General features: G+C 40.8%; 15 protein-coding genes. 11 read left to right on the forward strand and 4 right to left on the reverse strand.

The features are described from left to right. Nucleotides 1-146 precede the first annotated feature (146 nt). From ABVM50_RS04770 to ABVM50_RS04815, 10 genes are all read left to right on the forward strand, one after another. Nucleotides 147-1,037, forward strand: a complete 891-nt coding sequence (locus tag ABVM50_RS04770) for an AraC family transcriptional regulator (protein WP_141876493.1) — start codon at nt 147-149, stop codon at nt 1,035-1,037. Nucleotides 1,038-1,124: 87 nt separating this feature from the next. Next, on the forward strand, nt 1,125-2,162 hold the full coding sequence (gene hemH, locus ABVM50_RS04775) for a ferrochelatase (protein WP_295181573.1): 1,038 nt from the start codon (nt 1,125-1,127) through the stop codon (nt 2,160-2,162). After that, a complete protein-coding gene (locus ABVM50_RS04780) occupies nt 2,162-3,502 on the forward strand; it encodes an MATE family efflux transporter (protein WP_405200200.1) in 1,341 nt (446 codons plus the stop codon). The genes hemH and ABVM50_RS04780 overlap by 1 nt, the downstream gene beginning before the upstream one ends. 61 nt (nt 3,503-3,563) lie before the next feature. Next, entirely contained in the window at nt 3,564-6,662 is a 3,099-nt protein-coding gene (locus tag ABVM50_RS04785) for a VPS10 domain-containing protein (protein WP_405200201.1), read from the forward strand. Beyond that, nucleotides 6,663-7,211, forward strand: coding sequence for a CopD family protein (locus ABVM50_RS04790; protein WP_405200202.1), 549 nt, complete (start codon nt 6,663-6,665; stop codon nt 7,209-7,211). 40 nt (nt 7,212-7,251) lie between these two features. Beyond that, on the forward strand, nt 7,252-8,706 hold the full coding sequence (locus ABVM50_RS04795; protein ID WP_405200203.1) for a sensor histidine kinase: 1,455 nt from the start codon (nt 7,252-7,254) through the stop codon (nt 8,704-8,706). A gap of 5 nt (nt 8,707-8,711) precedes the next feature. Then, nucleotides 8,712-9,494 carry an enoyl-CoA hydratase/isomerase family protein gene (locus ABVM50_RS04800; RefSeq protein ID WP_405200204.1) on the forward strand — a complete coding sequence of 261 codons (783 nt, stop codon included), beginning with the start codon at nt 8,712-8,714 and terminating at the stop codon, nt 9,492-9,494. Nucleotides 9,495-9,600: 106 nt separating this feature from the next. Beyond that, on the forward strand, nt 9,601-10,674 hold the full coding sequence (locus ABVM50_RS04805) for a PA0069 family radical SAM protein (RefSeq protein WP_405200205.1): 1,074 nt from the start codon (nt 9,601-9,603) through the stop codon (nt 10,672-10,674). 44 nt (nt 10,675-10,718) lie between these two features. Beyond that, nucleotides 10,719-11,501 carry an Fpg/Nei family DNA glycosylase gene (locus ABVM50_RS04810; protein ID WP_405200206.1) on the forward strand — a complete coding sequence of 261 codons (783 nt, stop codon included), beginning with the start codon at nt 10,719-10,721 and terminating at the stop codon, nt 11,499-11,501. Nucleotides 11,502-11,648: 147 nt separating this feature from the next. Continuing rightward, nucleotides 11,649-13,685 (forward strand): alpha/beta hydrolase family protein, encoded by a 2,037-nt coding sequence (locus tag ABVM50_RS04815; protein ID WP_405200682.1) that lies wholly within the window; start codon nt 11,649-11,651, stop codon nt 13,683-13,685. A gap of 50 nt (nt 13,686-13,735) precedes the next feature. Here ABVM50_RS04815 and ABVM50_RS04820 read toward each other — a convergent pair whose 3' ends face one another. From ABVM50_RS04820 to ABVM50_RS04830, 3 genes are all read right to left on the reverse strand, one after another. Next, complete coding sequence (locus ABVM50_RS04820) at nt 13,736-14,389, reverse strand: HD domain-containing protein (RefSeq protein ID WP_405200207.1); 654 nt, start codon at nt 14,387-14,389, stop codon at nt 13,736-13,738. Between the two features lie 2 nt (nt 14,390-14,391). Further along, nucleotides 14,392-15,123 (reverse strand): lysophospholipid acyltransferase family protein, encoded by a 732-nt coding sequence (locus ABVM50_RS04825; protein ID WP_405200208.1) that lies wholly within the window; start codon nt 15,121-15,123, stop codon nt 14,392-14,394. A gap of 95 nt (nt 15,124-15,218) precedes the next feature. Further along, on the reverse strand, nt 15,219-15,629 hold the full coding sequence (locus ABVM50_RS04830) for a BrxA/BrxB family bacilliredoxin (protein ID WP_141876506.1): 411 nt from the start codon (nt 15,627-15,629) through the stop codon (nt 15,219-15,221). Between the two features lie 182 nt (nt 15,630-15,811). On the opposite strand from ABVM50_RS04830, the gene ABVM50_RS04835 reads away from it, so the two are divergent. Continuing rightward, nucleotides 15,812-16,546 (forward strand): TerB family tellurite resistance protein, encoded by a 735-nt coding sequence (locus tag ABVM50_RS04835; RefSeq protein WP_141876507.1) that lies wholly within the window; start codon nt 15,812-15,814, stop codon nt 16,544-16,546. Here ABVM50_RS04835 and ABVM50_RS04840 read toward each other — a convergent pair. Then, nucleotides 16,543-17,016, reverse strand: coding sequence for a thioredoxin family protein (locus ABVM50_RS04840; protein WP_405200209.1), 474 nt, complete (start codon nt 17,014-17,016; stop codon nt 16,543-16,545). The genes ABVM50_RS04835 and ABVM50_RS04840 overlap by 4 nt on opposite strands.

Here is a 17,016-nt window from a genome sequence, read left to right on the forward strand (position 1 = left end):
AACGCTAGAGGCACTAAATGTGTCGATAGATGATATTTATCAGCTTTTTAAAGTCCGAATCTTCAAAATGCGCTATTTTTGTAGTAAACAAAGCTGTTATGAATAGATTTGTTTAGATTGATTCTAAATAAATAAATTTTCTGAGGATGGATGAGAGCAAAAAAAATAACGCTGTAAGTATTTCAGAAGAAATCAAGATCGAAGATGGTTTCTATATACTGAAGTTTCAGAATGACACTGATGAGAATAAGATCATGTCCCGCGAAATTGACAATAGTTTTATTCAATTTCACTTCAATGTGAAGGGAAACAGCAAGTTTCTTTTCAATAGTGGGAGTTACGAACTACCACTTCCTGAAGAGAATTCACTTTTACTATACAATCCGCAGCGAGATCTGCCACTGCATTTATCCATGGAAAAGGAGAGCTGGTTAATTTCTCTGGTTATTTCCATTAAGAAGTTTCATGCTTTGTTTTCGCAGGAGGCAGACTATATCACCTTTTTAAGCGGTGACAATAAGGATAAAAAATACTATAAGGATGCTCAGGTATCACCTTCAACCGCGGTGGTCTTAAACCAGATCATGAATTTTAATCTGACTCCCAGTATCAAAAACCTTTATTTTAAAGCAAAAGCTTTTGAGTTATTAAGTCTGTACTTTAATAAAGCGGAAAATCCAGATCTGGAGCAATGTCCGTTTTTGAGTGATGAAGAGAATATTAAAAAAATCAGGAGAGCAAAAGATATCGTGATCGCAAGAATGGCAGAGCCACCATCTCTTCAGGAACTTTCAGATGAAATTGGACTTAGTCTTAAAAAGTTGAAAGAAGGTTTTAAACAAATTTATGGCGATTCGGTTTATAGCTTTCTGTTCGATTATAAAATGGAATATGCACGTAAGCTTCTGGAAACAGGTGAATATAATGTAAATGAAGTAGGACTGAAGGTTGGTTACAGTACGGCGAGTCACTTTATTGCTGGTTTTAAAAAGAAATTTGGAACCACGCCGAAGAAATATACATTGTCGGTTAGCTAACTGATTATTGAATCATAGAGAACACTAATTATAAATTGTATTTCAATAGACCAGTTAGTATTATTTTTGAGTTGAAAAAGAAAAATTATGAGTAAAGGCGTATTGCTGGTAAATCTGGGTTCTCCAGACAGTACCGACCCCAAAGATGTCAAGAAATATTTAGGCGAATTCCTTATGGACGAGCGAGTGATCGATGTGCCATATTGGGCCAGAACACTACTAGTGAAGGGAATTGTATTGAACACCCGTCCTAAAAAATCTGCTGAAGCTTACCAGAAGATCTGGTGGGATGAAGGTTCTCCGCTAATTGTACTTTCGGAAAGACTTCAGAATAAAATTGATGAAAAGACATCTGTACCAATTGCTTTGGCAATGAGGTATGGAACTCCAAATATAAAACAGGGCTTACAGGAATTGAAAGATAAAGGAGTGGACGAAGTGCTGCTTTTTCCATTGTATCCGCAATTCGCCATGGCTACTACTGAAACTATTCTCGTACTGGCTGAAGAGCTACGCAAGGAATTTTTTCCTGAGATGAGTTTTACGACAGTGCCACCATTTTATAATCATCCAGATTATGTGCGAACACTGGCAAACAGTATCGCAGAAAACCTTGAAGGTAAAGAATACGAACACTTGTTATTTTCTTATCACGGTGTTCCCGAAAGACATATTCGTAAAAGCGATGTGACCAGCTCACATTGTAAGATAGACGGTTCCTGCTGCCAGACGGCATCCACCGCTCACCAGTTCTGTTACCGTCATCAATGCTTTGAAACCACCAGGTTGGTTGCGGAACATTTAGGAATGAAACCTAATACTTATAGCGTTTCCTTCCAGTCAAGATTGGGATTCGACCCATGGCTAAAGCCTTATACAGATAGAACCATTGAAAGATTTGGAAAACAGGGAATGAAGAAATTAGCCATTGTGACTCCTGCTTTCGTTTCAGATTGCCTGGAAACACTGGAAGAAATTGCCATGGAAGGCGAAGAGATCTTCCATGAAGTTGGAGGAAAAGATTTCTCTGTAGTTCCATGTTTGAACGATCGCGAGGATTGGGTAAAAGTATTATCCAGATGGATCGATGAGTGGGCAACCCAGCAAACTCCGGTTGAGGCTTAATGGCCGTTCGAAATTCTAAAGAACTGGGTGATAAACCCATTGGTAAACTTCTTATTCAGCAAGCTTTACCGGCATCTGTAGGGATATTGGTGATGTCATTGAACATCCTGGTAGATACTATTTTTGTTGGAAACTGGATAGGCCCGATCGCAATTGCGGCCATCAATGTTGTTTTGCCTGTCTCTTTTTTTATTGCGGCTTTGGGAATGGCCATCGGGATAGGTGGAAGTTCGATCATTTCCCGGGCGCTTGGCGCAAATGAAGATTCCAAAGCCTTACGAACCTTTGGAAACCAGATCACGCTAACATTAGTTTTATCGATAGGCCTGGTCATCCCAGGGTTGATATTCGTTGATGATCTCATTCCTGCATTTGGAGGAATGGGTGAGATCTTTGATCCTGCAAAGATCTATTATATCATCGTACTTTGCGGTGTACCTATGCTGGCGCTGGCTATGATGGGAAACAACGTAATTCGGGCAGAGGGAAAACCGCGTTTTGCCATGATCGCGATGATCATTCCCTCTGTAGTCAATCTTATTCTTGATTATATTCTTATCAATAAGCTGAATATGGGAATGGAAGGTGCCGCACTGGCGACAACCGCATCCTACTTCTTCTGCATGGCTTATATTATCTGGTTTTTTCTTTCTAAGAACTCAGAATTAAAGATCAGTTTTTCTCATTTCAACATGGATTTTCCTATTCTGAAGGAAATTTCAGCATTGGGAGTTGTCACCCTGGCCAGGCAGGCGGTAGTAAGTGTGACCTATCTTTTAATGAATAATATTCTTTTTGATCTAGGAGGTGAAGAATCGATCACCGTATACGCGATCATTGCGCGTATGCTTATGTTCGCACTTTTCCCGGTACTTGGAGTCACCCAGGGATTCTTGCCCATTGCTGGGTTCAATTATGGGGCAGAGAACTTCAGCCGGGTTCGAAAAAGCATTAATACGGCTATTTTATACTCCTTTTTGATGGGGCTTTTGATCTTTGCCGGAATCATGATCTTCGCACCAGATATCGTCGCAATATTTACTACGGAACCAAGTATTCTGGAGCAAACACCTTCAGCAATGCGCTGGGTTTTTGCAGCTATTCCAATTGTAACTATTCAACTAATTGGCGCTGCTTATTTCCAGGCAATTGGCAAAGCTGTGCCAGCATTTTTGCTTACTCTATCCAGGCAGGGATTTATCTTTATTCCGCTAGTGCTAATTCTTCCGAAGTACTATGGAGAACTCGGCGTCTGGATCTCTTTTCCAATTGCCGATGTGCTTTCTACCATCATCACCGCCTATTTTCTGAATCGTGAGATTCGGCATACGCTCAAGTAAACTTCAGAAGCTTGAAAATTATAGTAAATCCTTATCTTTAAAGCAGACTAAACGATTTTCTATGAACCAATCTCTACTCAGGCTGTCAGTTCTTTTTCTGATCGCCACTCTTTTCAATTCACAAAAACATATTGCACAGGAAAATTCCGAAGAACTTTACGGAGCTCTGGAATATCGACTAATTGGTCCGTTTCGAGGTGGACGAAGTGCTGCAGTAACCGGTGTTCCCGGCAAGCCAAATCTTTTCTATTTTGGCGCTGCGGGCGGTGGTGTATGGAAAACAACGAATGGAGGTCGCAGCTGGAGCAATATATCTGATGGTTATTTTGGAGGTTCCATTGGCGCCATTGAGGTTGCCAAAAGCGATCCAAATGTGATGTATGTGGGAGGTGGAGAAAAAACGGTTCGTGGAAATGTTTCTTCTGGCTACGGAATCTGGAAAACTGAAGATGCCGGGAAGACCTGGACTTCCGCTGGATTAAAAAACAGTCGGCATGTTCCCAGAATCGTAATTCATCCGAAGGATTACAATACCGTATATGCAGCGGTTCTTGGAAATATTTACAAACCTACAGAAGAACGTGGAGTTTATAAATCAACCGATGGTGGTAAGAACTGGAAAAAAGTACTTTTTTCTAATGCAGATGCCGGTGCGGTAGATCTAATTATGGATCCCAACAATCCGCGAGTTTTATATGCGAGTACCTGGAATGTTCAGCGTACACCATATAGTCTTAGCAGTGGAGGAGAGGGATCAGCTTTATGGAAAAGTACAGATAGCGGGGAAACCTGGAAGGAAATTTCAGAAAACAAAGGTTTTCCAAAGGATACTTTAGGGATCATTGGTGTGACCGTCTCTCCGGCAAACAGCGAAAGAGTATGGGCTATTGTTGAAAATAAAGAAAAAGGAGGCGTTTATCGCAGCGACGATGCCGGTGCAACCTGGAATTTGATCAATGACGACCGTAACCTTAGACAACGTGCCTGGTATTATACACGAATCTATGCCGACTCCGAAGATGAAGACAAGGTATATGTGCTTAATGTGAATTATCATACAAGTACCGATGGTGGTAAGACTTACAGTTCTGCCAATGCACCACACGGCGATCACCATGATTTATGGATCGCTCCAGATGATTCTCAAAGGATGATCATGGGTGATGATGGAGGTGCACAAATTACCTATGACGGTGGGGAAACCTGGAGTACTTATCATAATCAGCCGACTTCTCAGTTTTATAGAGTAACTACAGATAATTCATTTCCGTATAGAATATATGCGGCACAGCAGGATAATTCTACGGTCAGAATCAAGCATAGAACAGAAGGTGGAAGCATTGGCGAAGGCGACTGGGAATCGACAGCGGGAGGCGAGAGTGCGCATATTGCCGTAGATCCTGAAAATCCTGAGATCGTGTATGGTGGAAGTTATGATGGATTTTTAACCCGGTATAATCATGAAACCGGGACCGTGCGGAGTATTAGTGTCTGGCCAGACAATCCAATGGGTCATGGAGCCGAAGATCTCAAATATCGTTTCCAGTGGAATTTCCCAATTTTCTTCTCTCCGCATGATCCTGATAAATTGTATACCGCGTCCAATCATTTACATATGACCACGAATGAAGGGGAAAGCTGGGAAGAAATTAGTCCAGATCTTACGAGAAATGACAAGTCTAAACAAAAGTCTTCAGGAGGACCTATCACCCAGGATAATACTTCCGTAGAATATTACAGTACTATTTTCGCTGCTGCAGAGTCGCCTTTAAAGGAAGGTTTGCTCTGGACTGGAAGTGATGACGGCCTTGTGCATGTTTCCAGGGATGGTGGAAAAAACTGGGAAAATGTAACTCCCAAAGGGATGCCGGAGTGGATGATGATCAATAGCATTGAACCTTCGGTTTTTGATGAAGGCACAGCTTATATCGCTGGAACCAGATACAAACTGGGAGATTTTGCTCCTTATTTATATAAAACCACCAACTACGGGAAGTCCTGGAAAAAGATCACTACAGGAATTTCTTCGGAACATTTTACAAGGGTGGTTCGTGAAGATCCTGAAAAGCAGGGCTTGCTTTATGCAGGAACTGAAACCGGGATGTATATTTCATTTGATGACGGAGCGAACTGGAAAGCTTTTCAGTTAAATCTGCCAATCGTTCCAATTACCGACCTTGCCATTAAAGAAAACAATTTGATCGTGGCTACGCAGGGAAGAAGTCTCTGGATCATCGATGATCTAAGCCTGTTACACCAGTTGAACTCAGTTGAAAACGATCAGGATCATTTATTTAAGCCGAAAGCTTCCTATCGAATGGATGGCAGATCTCGAGAAAGTGCTACAGCCGGGACGAACCATCCCGCCGGAGTCATGACCTATTTTTTTCTGAAGGATCCTGAAGGGAAAAAAGTGAAGTTAAGCTATTTAAATGCTGATAATGATACGATTCAGAGCTTCTCTTCTGAAGCAGAAAAGAACAAACTGGAAGTAAGTAAAGGAGCCAACCAGCATGTTTGGGATATGCGTGGCAAAGGCGCTGAACGACTTGACGGAATGATCCTTTGGTGGGCAAGTACAGACGCTCCGCAAGCGGTTCCCGGAAATTACAAGGTAGTTCTGGAAGTGGAAGATGAGGTGATGAGACAGGATTTCGAGATTTTAGCAGATGCGAATGCCGAAACCGATCTGGCTGGAATGCAAAAACAATACGATTTTATTTCCAGCGTGAATAAAACCGTAGACAAGGCTCACCAATCCATCAAAAAAATGAGAAAGGTCGATGCGCAATTGCAGGATTTTCAGAAGCAGTATAAAAACAATGAGCAGGTAAAACCCTTGGTGGAAAAAGCAAAAACCCTTAGTGAGGAACTTTCAGAAATAGAAAATGCGCTTTACCAGACCAGGAATCGCAGTAACCAGGATCCGCTAAATTTCCCGATAAAACTCACCAATAAACTGGCGCATTTGAATAGTCTCGTAGGAATGGACGATTTTCCACCAACGCAGCAGGATATTGCAGTTAAAGACCAACTTACTGCCAGTATCAACGAAGAATTGAATAAATTTGACCAGCTTTTAGAAGAAGAAGTAAAAGCATTTAATAAGGATTTTAATGCGATGGATCTTAACTATCTATTCGTGGAGACTGAAGACTAAATGGAGTACTATAATTATATCAAAGCCCTGCACCTTATTTTCGTAATCACGTGGTTTGCCGGGCTTTTTTATATTCCGCGCTTATTCGTATACCAGATCGAAGCTGCTGAAAAGCCGGAACCGGATAGAACAATTCTTGGAGATCAGCTAAAACTAATGGCGAAAAGGCTCTGGTTCATTATTACCTGGCCATCTGCGATCCTGGCGAGCGCTTTTGCTTTTACGTTACTGGCGATGGTTCCGGGCTGGCTTGAGCAACCCTGGATGCACGTGAAACTTGGTTTTGTTGTGCTATTATTTGCCTATCATTTTAAGACCCATCTAATTTTCAAAGAACTGCAGAAAGGGATCATTAAGTGGACTTCAAACGGAATGCGAATCTGGAATGAGGGAAGCACGCTTATCTTGTTTTCAGTAATTTTCCTGGTTATCGTGCGGGATGCTATTAACTGGATCTACGGAGTTCTGGGAATTTTTCTACTGGGGATCATGTTAATGCTGGGGATCAAATTATATAAAAGAATTCGATCCCGAAATCCCAATGCCTGAAATGGTTCGATAATTGTTGCCTTGAAGCGAAGCCTGCCTTATGAAGATGCTTAAACTATCCTTACGAACTAGAATTTTTATCTCTATGATCCTGCTGGTTCTGGGGGCATCTATTCTAATTTTTGGGGTGACAGTATATCAATATAAGCAGGAAGCTGAAAGTTATCACGAAGAAAGGCTGGAGCGTAAGCAAAGAGCGATCCTTGAAAACATCAAATTCGTACTTGCCAGTACTACTTATGTTGTAGACACAGAGAATCTTGGACCTATTTTTTCTGAAAGGGATAAGATCGATGAAATGGCCGAAGTTCATGAAATGCAGATCCATATTTATGATCTCGACGGAAGTCTAATTATCAAGTCCAACGAATCCTTTTTTAAAGATTCCACTTCGGTTAGTATTCCAGAAAGTGTGCTAAGTAAGCTGGACGCGACCACTACCAAGCATTATTTGAAGAAAACTGAAGTCAACGGGCAGAAATACCAGTCGTCATACAGTTATATTACCGATGGAAAATTTAAGCCACTGGCGATCCTTTACTTACCATACGTTCAGGATGATAGTCTGTTGAACAGGGATTTAAACAATTTCCTGGTACGCATGGCTGAGGTCTATCTTTTTATGCTATTGATAGCCATTATTCTGTCATTCTTTCTTTCAAAATATATCACCAAATCGCTTAAGATTATTTCTGAAAAGATCAACCAGACCAGACTGGACAAACGAAATCAGAAGATCGAACTCTCCAATGCAACAGAGGAGATCTACGCGCTGGTTTCGGCATATAACAGCATGATCGATGAGCTTGAGGAAAGTGCCGTGAAATTGGCCACCAATGAGCGGGAGCAAGCCTGGCGGGAAATGGCCAAGCAGGTAGCACATGAGATCAAGAATCCGTTAACCCCTATGCGATTGAGCGTACAAAGTTTCCAGCGTAATTTTGATCCAGAAGATCCCGAAATTCATCATAAAGTTGATGAATACAGCGAAACACTCATTAACCAGATCGATACAATGAGTTCAATTGCTTCGGCATTCTCGAACTTTGCAAAAATGCCCGCACAACAAAATGAAACTTTGAACGTGCCCAAGATCGTAAAGCTGGCACTGGATATTTTTAATGAGAAATACATTGAATTTCAATGTGACCAGGAAGAGATCCTGGCAAAATTTGATCGTACGCAGTTAATCAGGGTGGTGACCAACCTGGTTAAAAATGCTACTCAGGCACTTCAGGATGTAGAAGATCCTCGAATTATGGTATCGGTCGAAGAAGAGGAGAATACCGTTCTTATTTCGGTTTCCGATAATGGAATGGGTATTTCCGAAGAAAATAAAACGAAGGTTTTTGAACCTAAATTCACCACGAAATCAAGCGGAATGGGATTAGGCCTTGCCATGGTAAAGAATATCGTGGAAACGTATAAGGGGACGATTAGCTTCGTTTCCAAACAAAATAAAGGCACTATCTTTAACGTACGATTTCCAAAATAAAGATTATGAGTTATCAGAACATTTTAGAAGAGATTGAAAACGAAATATTAACGATCACTATAGATCGACCAAAGAAGCTAAATGCTCTTAATAGAGAGACGATTCTTGAGCTTCACCAGGCTTTCAAAGCGGCGAAGGATAATGACGAGGTAAAAGTCGTTATTATTACAGGAAGCGGAGAGAAGGCTTTTGTAGCTGGAGCAGATATTAGTGAATTTGCCGACTATTCACCAAAAGAGGGAAAGAAACTTTCAGCAGATGGACAGGAAAAGCTTTTTGATTATGTAGCTAATTTCCCTAAACCGGTTATTGCAGCTGTAAATGGATTTGCTCTTGGTGGCGGACTGGAACTTGCCATGGCAGCTCATTTTAGAATTGCCAGTGATAATGCTAAAATGGGACTGCCGGAAGTGTCTCTTGGAGTGATCCCTGGATATGGTGGAACTCAAAGATTGCCACAACTGGTAGGAAAAGGTCGTGCGATGGAAATGATTATGACCGCGGGAATGATCGATGCTAACCAGGCTTTGCAATACAACCTGGTGAACCATGTAACTTCTCAGGAAGATTTGATGGAACTGGCTGTGAGCCTGGCTCAAAAGATCATGAAGAACTCCATGGTTGCCATTTCTACAGCAATAAAAGCGATCAATGCAAACTATGAAGATGGTGTTGATGGATTTGAAGTGGAAGTAAAAGGTTTCGGTGATAGTTTTGGAACTGAAGATTTTAAAGAAGGAACTTCAGCATTTCTAAACAAGCGCAAAGCCGACTTCCCTAACAAATAAAATACAGGCTCCTTCTTGAAATTAATAATTTCAAGAAGGAGCCTTTTCTTTGAATTTTAACTAGGATAAAATCCATTAAAAAGGAATAATTCCATAATTTTGGATTATGAGTTATGAGGATTTTATCAAAGGCAGAGGTGCCCAGAAAAACAGTAGTAATAAGTTTGATGCGCATAGTCATGAAACCAGGGACGACTTTCTGAACTATTGCGATGCTGAAGGGGAAGAGGCGGTTAATTTTAAGACAACTACTATTGAAACCTTTCCGAAGAGTATCGTAAACAAAGTAACCAGTCCCGATGTTGGAATGGACTTTTCTTTAAATCCCTATCAGGGCTGTGAACACGGCTGTATTTACTGCTACGCCCGCAACAGTCATGAATTCTGGGGTTATAGCGCCGGTCTGGATTTCGAACAAAAGATCCTGGTAAAAAGAAATTCTGTTGAACTTTTAGAGAAAAAACTAAAAAGCAAATCCTGGCAGGCAAGACCCATTGTGCTATCTGGAAATACCGATTGTTACCAACCAATTGAAAAAGAACTGAAGATCACTAGAAGTTTACTGCAAACCTTTTTAAAATACCGGCATCCTGTTGGAATGATTACCAAGAACTCCCTCATCTTACGCGATATGGATATTCTAAGAGAACTGGCTCAGGATAGGCTCGTACACGTAAATATAAGCATCACCACGCTGCAGGAACATACCCGTAGAATCCTTGAACCAAGAACTGCCAGTATCAAAAAAAGACTGGAAACTGTAGAGAAACTTTCTGCGGCGAATATTCCGGTAAGTGTGATGATGGCACCTATCATTCCGTCGATCAATAATCATGAGATCATGCCGCTGGTTCGGGAAGTGGCTAATCGAGGTGCTCTCGGTGTGGGCTATACGATCGTGAGACTAAATGGGAGTATTGGTGAGATCTTTACAGACTGGATTAAAAAATCTATGCCAGATAGAGCCGATAAAGTTTTGAACCAGATTGCAGATATTCATGGTGGCAGCCTTAACGATAGCAGGTTTGGCACCCGAATGAAGGGAGAAGGCCAGTTTGCTGAACAGGTAAAGCAGCAGTTTAAAATCGCTCGCAAGATGTATCTGCAGGATCGTAAAAAGCCCAGTCTAAACTGTAAGTTACATGAGGAGTACAAAGACGGACAGACAAAGCTTTTTTAATTTTTCTGAAATTTCTATTTATACTAACTTGAAAACAAAAAGCTATGCCAGAATTACCTGAAGTCGCCTATCAAAAATTATATATTGATTCCACCAGTCTTCATCAGAAGATTGTAAAGGTGGATACGGGTGCAGACAAGATCTTCCAGTCACCCAAAAAAGAATTCAGGGATCGTCTTCTTGGAAACGAGATCAAGGCAGTTTCTCAAATTGGTAAATATCTTTTTCTGGAACTAGTGAAGGATGGTTTTCTTGTAGTTCACTTCGGAATGACGGGCAGGATGGACTTCTTCCAGCATGATGATTTCCATAAACATGCGCAGCTAACGCTTACTTTCGACAATGGAGGCAAACTGTCTTTTATCTGTCCGCGGAAATTTGGGAAACTATTTCTTACTGATGACATTGAAAACTTCAGAAAAGAGAAGAAACTTGGACCGCATGCCACTGAAGTTTCAGAAGTAGAATTCATAGAGCTTTTCAGCAACAAAAAAGGCAATGTGAAAACTGCATTAATGGACCAGGCTTTTATTGCGGGTCTGGGAAATCTATATGTTGACGAGATGCTGTTTCAAACCGGGATTCATCCAAAATCGAAATGCGAGAATCTCGGTGACAAGGATCTAAAGGCAATGTTCAAAAAGATGAATATCATCCTGGAAACTGTTACAAAAAGCAAAACCGAAGGTGAGCAAATTCCTGATTCTTACCTAAGAGGTCATCGTGATGAAGGCGGGGATTGTCCAAACGGTATGGGTAAGATCGAAATGATAAAAATAGGTGGAAGAAGTACCTATTTCTGTCCCGATTGTCAGGAGTTAAGATAGGTTACTTCAAAATCAAACATTGGTCTAATCGGCTACCAGATTCTGTAGATCAAAATCCTAATGTTTTATTAGTACTACCGGGCGTCCGAACTTGATTCGGTAATTTTGCAGGACGAAACCCTAACCATTAATTCCGGTAAACTACAAATGACCTATACCGGAACTGTAAATGGTGAAAATATAGAAGGGACCTATCAACAAGCGGGACATGAATACTCGCTAAAATTACAAAAGATCGTGAAAGAAAGACCAGGAAATACCACATTACCATCAAGTAAGGAAGAGCTAGCCAGACTGGCCGCCCTGGAATCCGGGAACTACAAATATTCAGTCGAAGACTACTTCAAAACTCCGGAAGCATTCTCGTTTAAATTATCTCCAGATGGAAAATACATTGGATATATGAAGCGAAGAGCTTCAGGAGAACGGGATCTTTACCTGAAAGAAGTTGCTTCAGAAAAAGAAACATTGCTAAAAAAACAGGAAGAGGATCTTATTCGTGGGTTTGCCTGGGCGAGTAAAGATCGTATTGTCTATATGCAGGACAAGGGTGGCGATGAAAATTACCATGTTTATGGAGTAGATATTTCCGGAGAAAATAACCTTGACCTTACGCCATTCGAAGGTGTTAGAGCAAATATTATCGCCTCACTTAAAGAAGATAAGGATCATGTGATCGTACAGATGAACAAGGACAATCTGCAACAGGAAGAACCCTATCGCCTGAACGTTAACAGTGGAGAGATCACTAAGCTTTATACTGTAAACGAAGGGGATGACCCGGTAGCAGGTTATGATTTTGATCGGGAAGGGAATCTACGTGCAATCACCAGAATCGTTGACGGAGTGAACACCGAACTTCTTTATAAGATCGATGGGGAGTTCAAACAGATAAAATATACAGATTTTAGCGATTCCTTCATTATAGCTTCACTGAGTGTAACTTCTGAAAATCCTGATCATGCGTACGTAGTTTCCAATCTGGATGGTGATAAAACCGAAATTCAGATATATGACTTAAAGCAGAATAAGAAGATTGAAACGATCTTCAGTAATGAAACATTTGATGTTTCCGGGTTGACGCTGTCGAGAAAGCGCAATTACGAAATTGACTACTTCAGTTACACAGGTGAAAAAACCGTAGTGGTTCCTGTAAGTGATACCTATAAAAAGATCTACAGAAGACTAAAAAAGGAGTTTGGAGACAAACAATTCTATACTGCTGGCAGAACAGATGATGAAAGCAAATATATGATTGCTGTGACCAGTGATAAGATCGTTGGCGAGTATTACCTGTACGATGTGGAGAAAGATGAGGTAACGCTATTATACAAGTTATTACCACAATTAAAGGCGGAAGATATGGCCTCTATGAAGCCAATTACCTTTGAAAGCCGGGATGGCAAGACCATTTATGGATATATTACGCTTCCGCAAGAATATAAAGCGGGACAGAAATTACCACTTATTGTGAATCCTCATGGCGGGCCACAGGGAATTAGAGATTCGTGGGGTTTTAATCCTGAAGCTCAGCTTTTCGCCAGTCGCGGCTATGCCACCCTTCATGTGAATTTTAGAATTTCGGGTGGATACGGAAAAGAATTTTTAAAAGCTGGTTTTGGTGAAATAGGCCGTAAAGCAATGGATGATGTGGAAGATGGAATAGACTTCGTGATCGATCAGGGTTGGGTAGATAAAGACAAAGTTGCTATTTACGGTGGAAGTCATGGTGGTTATGCGGTGCTTCGCGGAATGACCAAAACTCCTGAGAAATATGCCTGTGGTGTGGATTATGTTGGAGTAAGCAATCTTAATACGTTTATGCAAACCATCCCGCCATACTGGGAAAAATACAGGGAGATCATGTACAAGATCTGGTATAATCCTGACAATGCTGAAGAACAGGTAATCATGAATGAAATTTCACCTGCGCTGCATGTGGATAAAATCAAGAAGCCACTATTTGTGGTGCAGGGAGCAAATGATCCACGGGTGAATATCGATGAAGCAGACCAGATCGTGGAAAGCTTGAGAGCACGCGGAGTTGAGGTGCCTTATATGGTAAAGTATGATGAAGGCCACGGATTCGGGAAAGAGGAAAACCGACTCGATCTGTATAAAGCCATGATGGGCTTCTTAGCTGAACATTTAAAAGTAAAAGAAGCTAGTCCGTTAAAAGGATAATACTGAAGGTAATTGATTTACTAAAGGTCGATACAGAAATGTATCGGCCTTTATTTTTTACCATCCCATTCAGCATAGAACTGGTCAAGGAAAACTTCCATAAAAGTATGGCGCTGTTCAGCGATCTTTCTACCGGTAGCCGTATTCATGCGCTCTTTCAGTAAAAGCAGTTTCTCATAAAAATGATTGATGGTAGGAGCCAGGGAAGCTTTGTACTCTTCCTTGCTCATATTCAGGTTTGGCTTAATCTCAGGATCGTAAAGTGGTCTGTTTTTAAAGCCACCATAATTGAAAGTTCTGGCGATCCCAATGGCACCAAGTGCATCCAGCCTGTCGGCATCCTGAACAATATCAAGTTCCATAGATCGAAATTGCTGTTGAACATTTCCGCCCTTAAAAGAAATATTCTCAATGATCTTTACCACGTGATCTATGATCTCTTCTGAAACCTTTTGAGTCTGTAGAAATTCTCTAGCCTTCGCCGGGCCTACCGTATCATCTCCACCATGAAATTTAGAGTCGGCTATATCATGAAGCAACGCACCTAATTTCACGACCAGAAGATCTGCTTCTTCAGAAGCTGCAATATTGAGACTGTTTTTATAAACTCTTTCAATATGAAACCAGTCGTGACCACCTTCTGCATTGTGCAATGTTTCCTTCACGTAAGCGATCGTATGTTCGATCAGCAATTCTTCGGTCATAGTTATTTAATATCTGCGATAATGGTTCTTTCTATTTTAGCAATAAGACTTTCAGCATCCATAGAGGATATTTCTATTGGGTCATGTGCCTTTAAGGTCATATTTACGCCAATTCCCATCGGGAAATTTCCGTATTTGAAAAGTTTCCAGGAGTTATTGATGGTAATTGGAACTACGAGTGCTTCCGGATTCTTTTTGAAAAGCATCAACATCCCGTTTCTTCGAAACTCCTTGGGCTCGCCAGTTCTACTACGTGTTCCTTCAGGAAATATAACAGCAGAACGTTTGGTGGTTTTTAGATAATCTCCAAATGCCGACATTTTTTGCAGTGATTCTCTTCTGTTCTTGCGATCTATTAATACTGAACCGCCATGTCTTAAATTGAAGGAAATACTTGGGATACCGTGACCTAATTCTTTTTTACTAACAAATTTGGGATGATGTTTTCTAAAATACCAGATGAGTGGTGGAATATCATACATTCCCTGATGGTTGGAGACAAAGATCACCGTGCGATCTGTAGGTATATTTGCAGGTTTCTGAATATCGAAAGTAGTTCCCAGAAGATTCAGGCAACGTAAGAGGAAAAGATTGAAGATATCCACACTTTTTTTATGTGCTTCATATCCTCCAAGTTTCAGGCATACCCACTGGATAGGATGAAAAAGGAGTAAATTCAGAAAAAAGAAGAAATAGAAAATTACCGAAAGCGGGTAAGCAAGAATTTTTTCCATAGTCTATAAAAATACCAAAAATAGCGAAATCTAGAACTGAGGTATAAAAAAACCACGCAGGAAACTGCGTGGTCTTAAATTATATGAGGTGATTCTTAGCAGAACTCGTTATAAGCTCCAATAAGATTTTCAGCGATCATATCTGCTGGGCGACCTTCAATATGGTGACGCTCTAGCATGTGTACTAATTCACCGTCCTTGAACAATGCCATAGATGGCGAAGAAGGAGGGAATGGTACCATAAGATCTCTCGCTTTGTCTGTTGCTTCTTTATCTACACCTGCAAAAACAGTTACCAGATTATCTGGCTTTTTGCTGTTCTGTAAAGACATTCTAGCTCCCGGTCTTGCGTTCGCTGCTGCACAACCACAAACAGAATTCACTACTACCAAAGTAGTTCCCTTCTTTTCCATAGCCTGCTCAACATCTTCTACTGTGTGTAATTCTTCAAAACCAATACTAGTAAGATCCTCTCTCATTGGTTTTACTAAATCTGCTGGATACATATATCAATTCTTTTTATTAAACTTTATTGAAGCACAAAGGTACCAAATTAAGTTCAGCTTACATATCTCAAATTACTATGTACTAATAGGTTCAGTTTATGACCTATTCCTTGCGAACTCATGAAGCCAATTATAGATTACAACACTAAAATGTTATCTTTGCGGCTAAAGAAAATTGCCCAATGATCAAATGGCTTGCCGCAGTTCTGGGATACATGTACTTCAGGTTTCCCGGTGCTATTCTTGGATTTATAGTAGGTTCCCTACTGGATAATTACATACGCACCTCTGGTGGTCTGTTTAAATCAATGGCTGGGGGACAGAAGCAAACAGTTTCTCCCGGAGATTTTGAACTTAATTTGCTTTCATTAAGTTCCATCGTGATCAAGGCAGATGGGAATGTTTCCCAGCAGGAACTTGATTATGTTCGCGCTTATTTTATTCAGGCCTATGGAAAGGAGCGTGCGAATGCCACTTTTCGGACTTTTAACGAAGTAGTTAAGAACAGGCAGGTTTCGGCTTATAATATATCCAGGTATCTCGCTGCCAGAACAAAATATCCTACAAGGCTTCAAATAATTCATTTTCTCTTCGGAATTGCTCAGGCCGATGGTCGTGTGAGTGAAGCTGAAGCGGTTATCATTAAGGAGATTGCTGGTCATCTTCAAATTGGAGCCAGAGATTTTGAAAGTATCAAGGCGATGTTCTTTAAAAGCACTAACAGTGCTTATACGATTTTGGAGATCGAGAAATCTGCGACAGACGCTGAAGTTAAAAAGGCTTATCGAACAATGGCGAAAAAATATCATCCAGATAAATTAGGAGATATGGATGAAGCCTATAAAAAAGGAGCTGAAGAGAAATTTAGAAAAGTACAGGACGCGTACGAACAGATTCAGAAGGAACGCGGACTTTAATTCTCCAGTATTTCCAGAAACTGCTCTTTGTTGAGATATTGAAAATACCTTGCCGTGGCTTTGAAATCTTCATCCAGAAATACCATTGCCGGTAGTGAAAATGGCCTGTTCTTACGTATGGCCATGAGCAGGGCGATCTGGTGAACTGGATTTCTTCGGTTTAGTCGTTCATTAATAAACACCTGATCCCCAAAGCGGACAGTATCCTCACTTTCCACATCAAATTTTACTGCGTAATAATCTTTTCTCAATCGCTTCTGAACTGCTTCGGAAGAAAAAACTTCTTCATCCATTCTTTTGCAGGGCGCACACCAGTCGGCATAAAAGTCTATAAAAACCTTTTTCGGTTTCTGCTGAAGGGAATCATATAATTGTTCGAAAGTGAGCCAATCTACTTCAGACTTCTTTTGTGCTGAAGTTTCCACAGAAAGAACAAAAAGTAGAGCAGCAAGGATTACCGAAAACTTCAT

The organism is Christiangramia sp. LLG6405-1, assembly GCF_045055805.1.
In the GTDB taxonomy this organism is placed as follows: Bacteria; Bacteroidota; Bacteroidia; order Flavobacteriales; family Flavobacteriaceae; genus Christiangramia.

What these genes read in the sequence shown, in the direction of transcription:
- ABVM50_RS04770 (WP_141876493.1), top strand. Translation starts at nt 147, where the DNA reads ATGGATGAGAGCAAAAAAAATAACGCTGTAAGTATTTCAGAAGAAATC.
- ABVM50_RS04815 (WP_405200682.1), top strand. Translation starts at nt 11,649, where the DNA reads ATGACCTATACCGGAACTGTAAATGGTGAAAATATAGAAGGGACCTAT.
- ABVM50_RS04785 (WP_405200201.1), top strand. Translation starts at nt 3,564, where the DNA reads ATGAACCAATCTCTACTCAGGCTGTCAGTTCTTTTTCTGATCGCCACT.
- ABVM50_RS04780 (WP_405200200.1), top strand. Translation starts at nt 2,162, where the DNA reads ATGGCCGTTCGAAATTCTAAAGAACTGGGTGATAAACCCATTGGTAAA.
- ABVM50_RS04820 (WP_405200207.1), bottom strand. Translation starts at nt 14,389, where the DNA reads ATGACCGAAGAATTGCTGATCGAACATACGATCGCTTACGTGAAGGAA.
- ABVM50_RS04840 (WP_405200209.1), bottom strand. Translation starts at nt 17,016, where the DNA reads ATGAAGTTTTCGGTAATCCTTGCTGCTCTACTTTTTGTTCTTTCTGTG.
- ABVM50_RS04810 (WP_405200206.1), top strand. Translation starts at nt 10,719, where the DNA reads ATGCCAGAATTACCTGAAGTCGCCTATCAAAAATTATATATTGATTCC.
- ABVM50_RS04835 (WP_141876507.1), top strand. Translation starts at nt 15,812, where the DNA reads ATGATCAAATGGCTTGCCGCAGTTCTGGGATACATGTACTTCAGGTTT.
- ABVM50_RS04830 (WP_141876506.1), bottom strand. Translation starts at nt 15,629, where the DNA reads ATGTATCCAGCAGATTTAGTAAAACCAATGAGAGAGGATCTTACTAGT.
- ABVM50_RS04805 (WP_405200205.1), top strand. Translation starts at nt 9,601, where the DNA reads ATGAGTTATGAGGATTTTATCAAAGGCAGAGGTGCCCAGAAAAACAGT.
- ABVM50_RS04825 (WP_405200208.1), bottom strand. Translation starts at nt 15,123, where the DNA reads ATGGAAAAAATTCTTGCTTACCCGCTTTCGGTAATTTTCTATTTCTTC.
- hemH (WP_295181573.1), top strand. Translation starts at nt 1,125, where the DNA reads ATGAGTAAAGGCGTATTGCTGGTAAATCTGGGTTCTCCAGACAGTACC.
- ABVM50_RS04800 (WP_405200204.1), top strand. Translation starts at nt 8,712, where the DNA reads ATGAGTTATCAGAACATTTTAGAAGAGATTGAAAACGAAATATTAACG.
- ABVM50_RS04795 (WP_405200203.1), top strand. Translation starts at nt 7,252, where the DNA reads ATGAAGATGCTTAAACTATCCTTACGAACTAGAATTTTTATCTCTATG.
- ABVM50_RS04790 (WP_405200202.1), top strand. Translation starts at nt 6,663, where the DNA reads ATGGAGTACTATAATTATATCAAAGCCCTGCACCTTATTTTCGTAATC.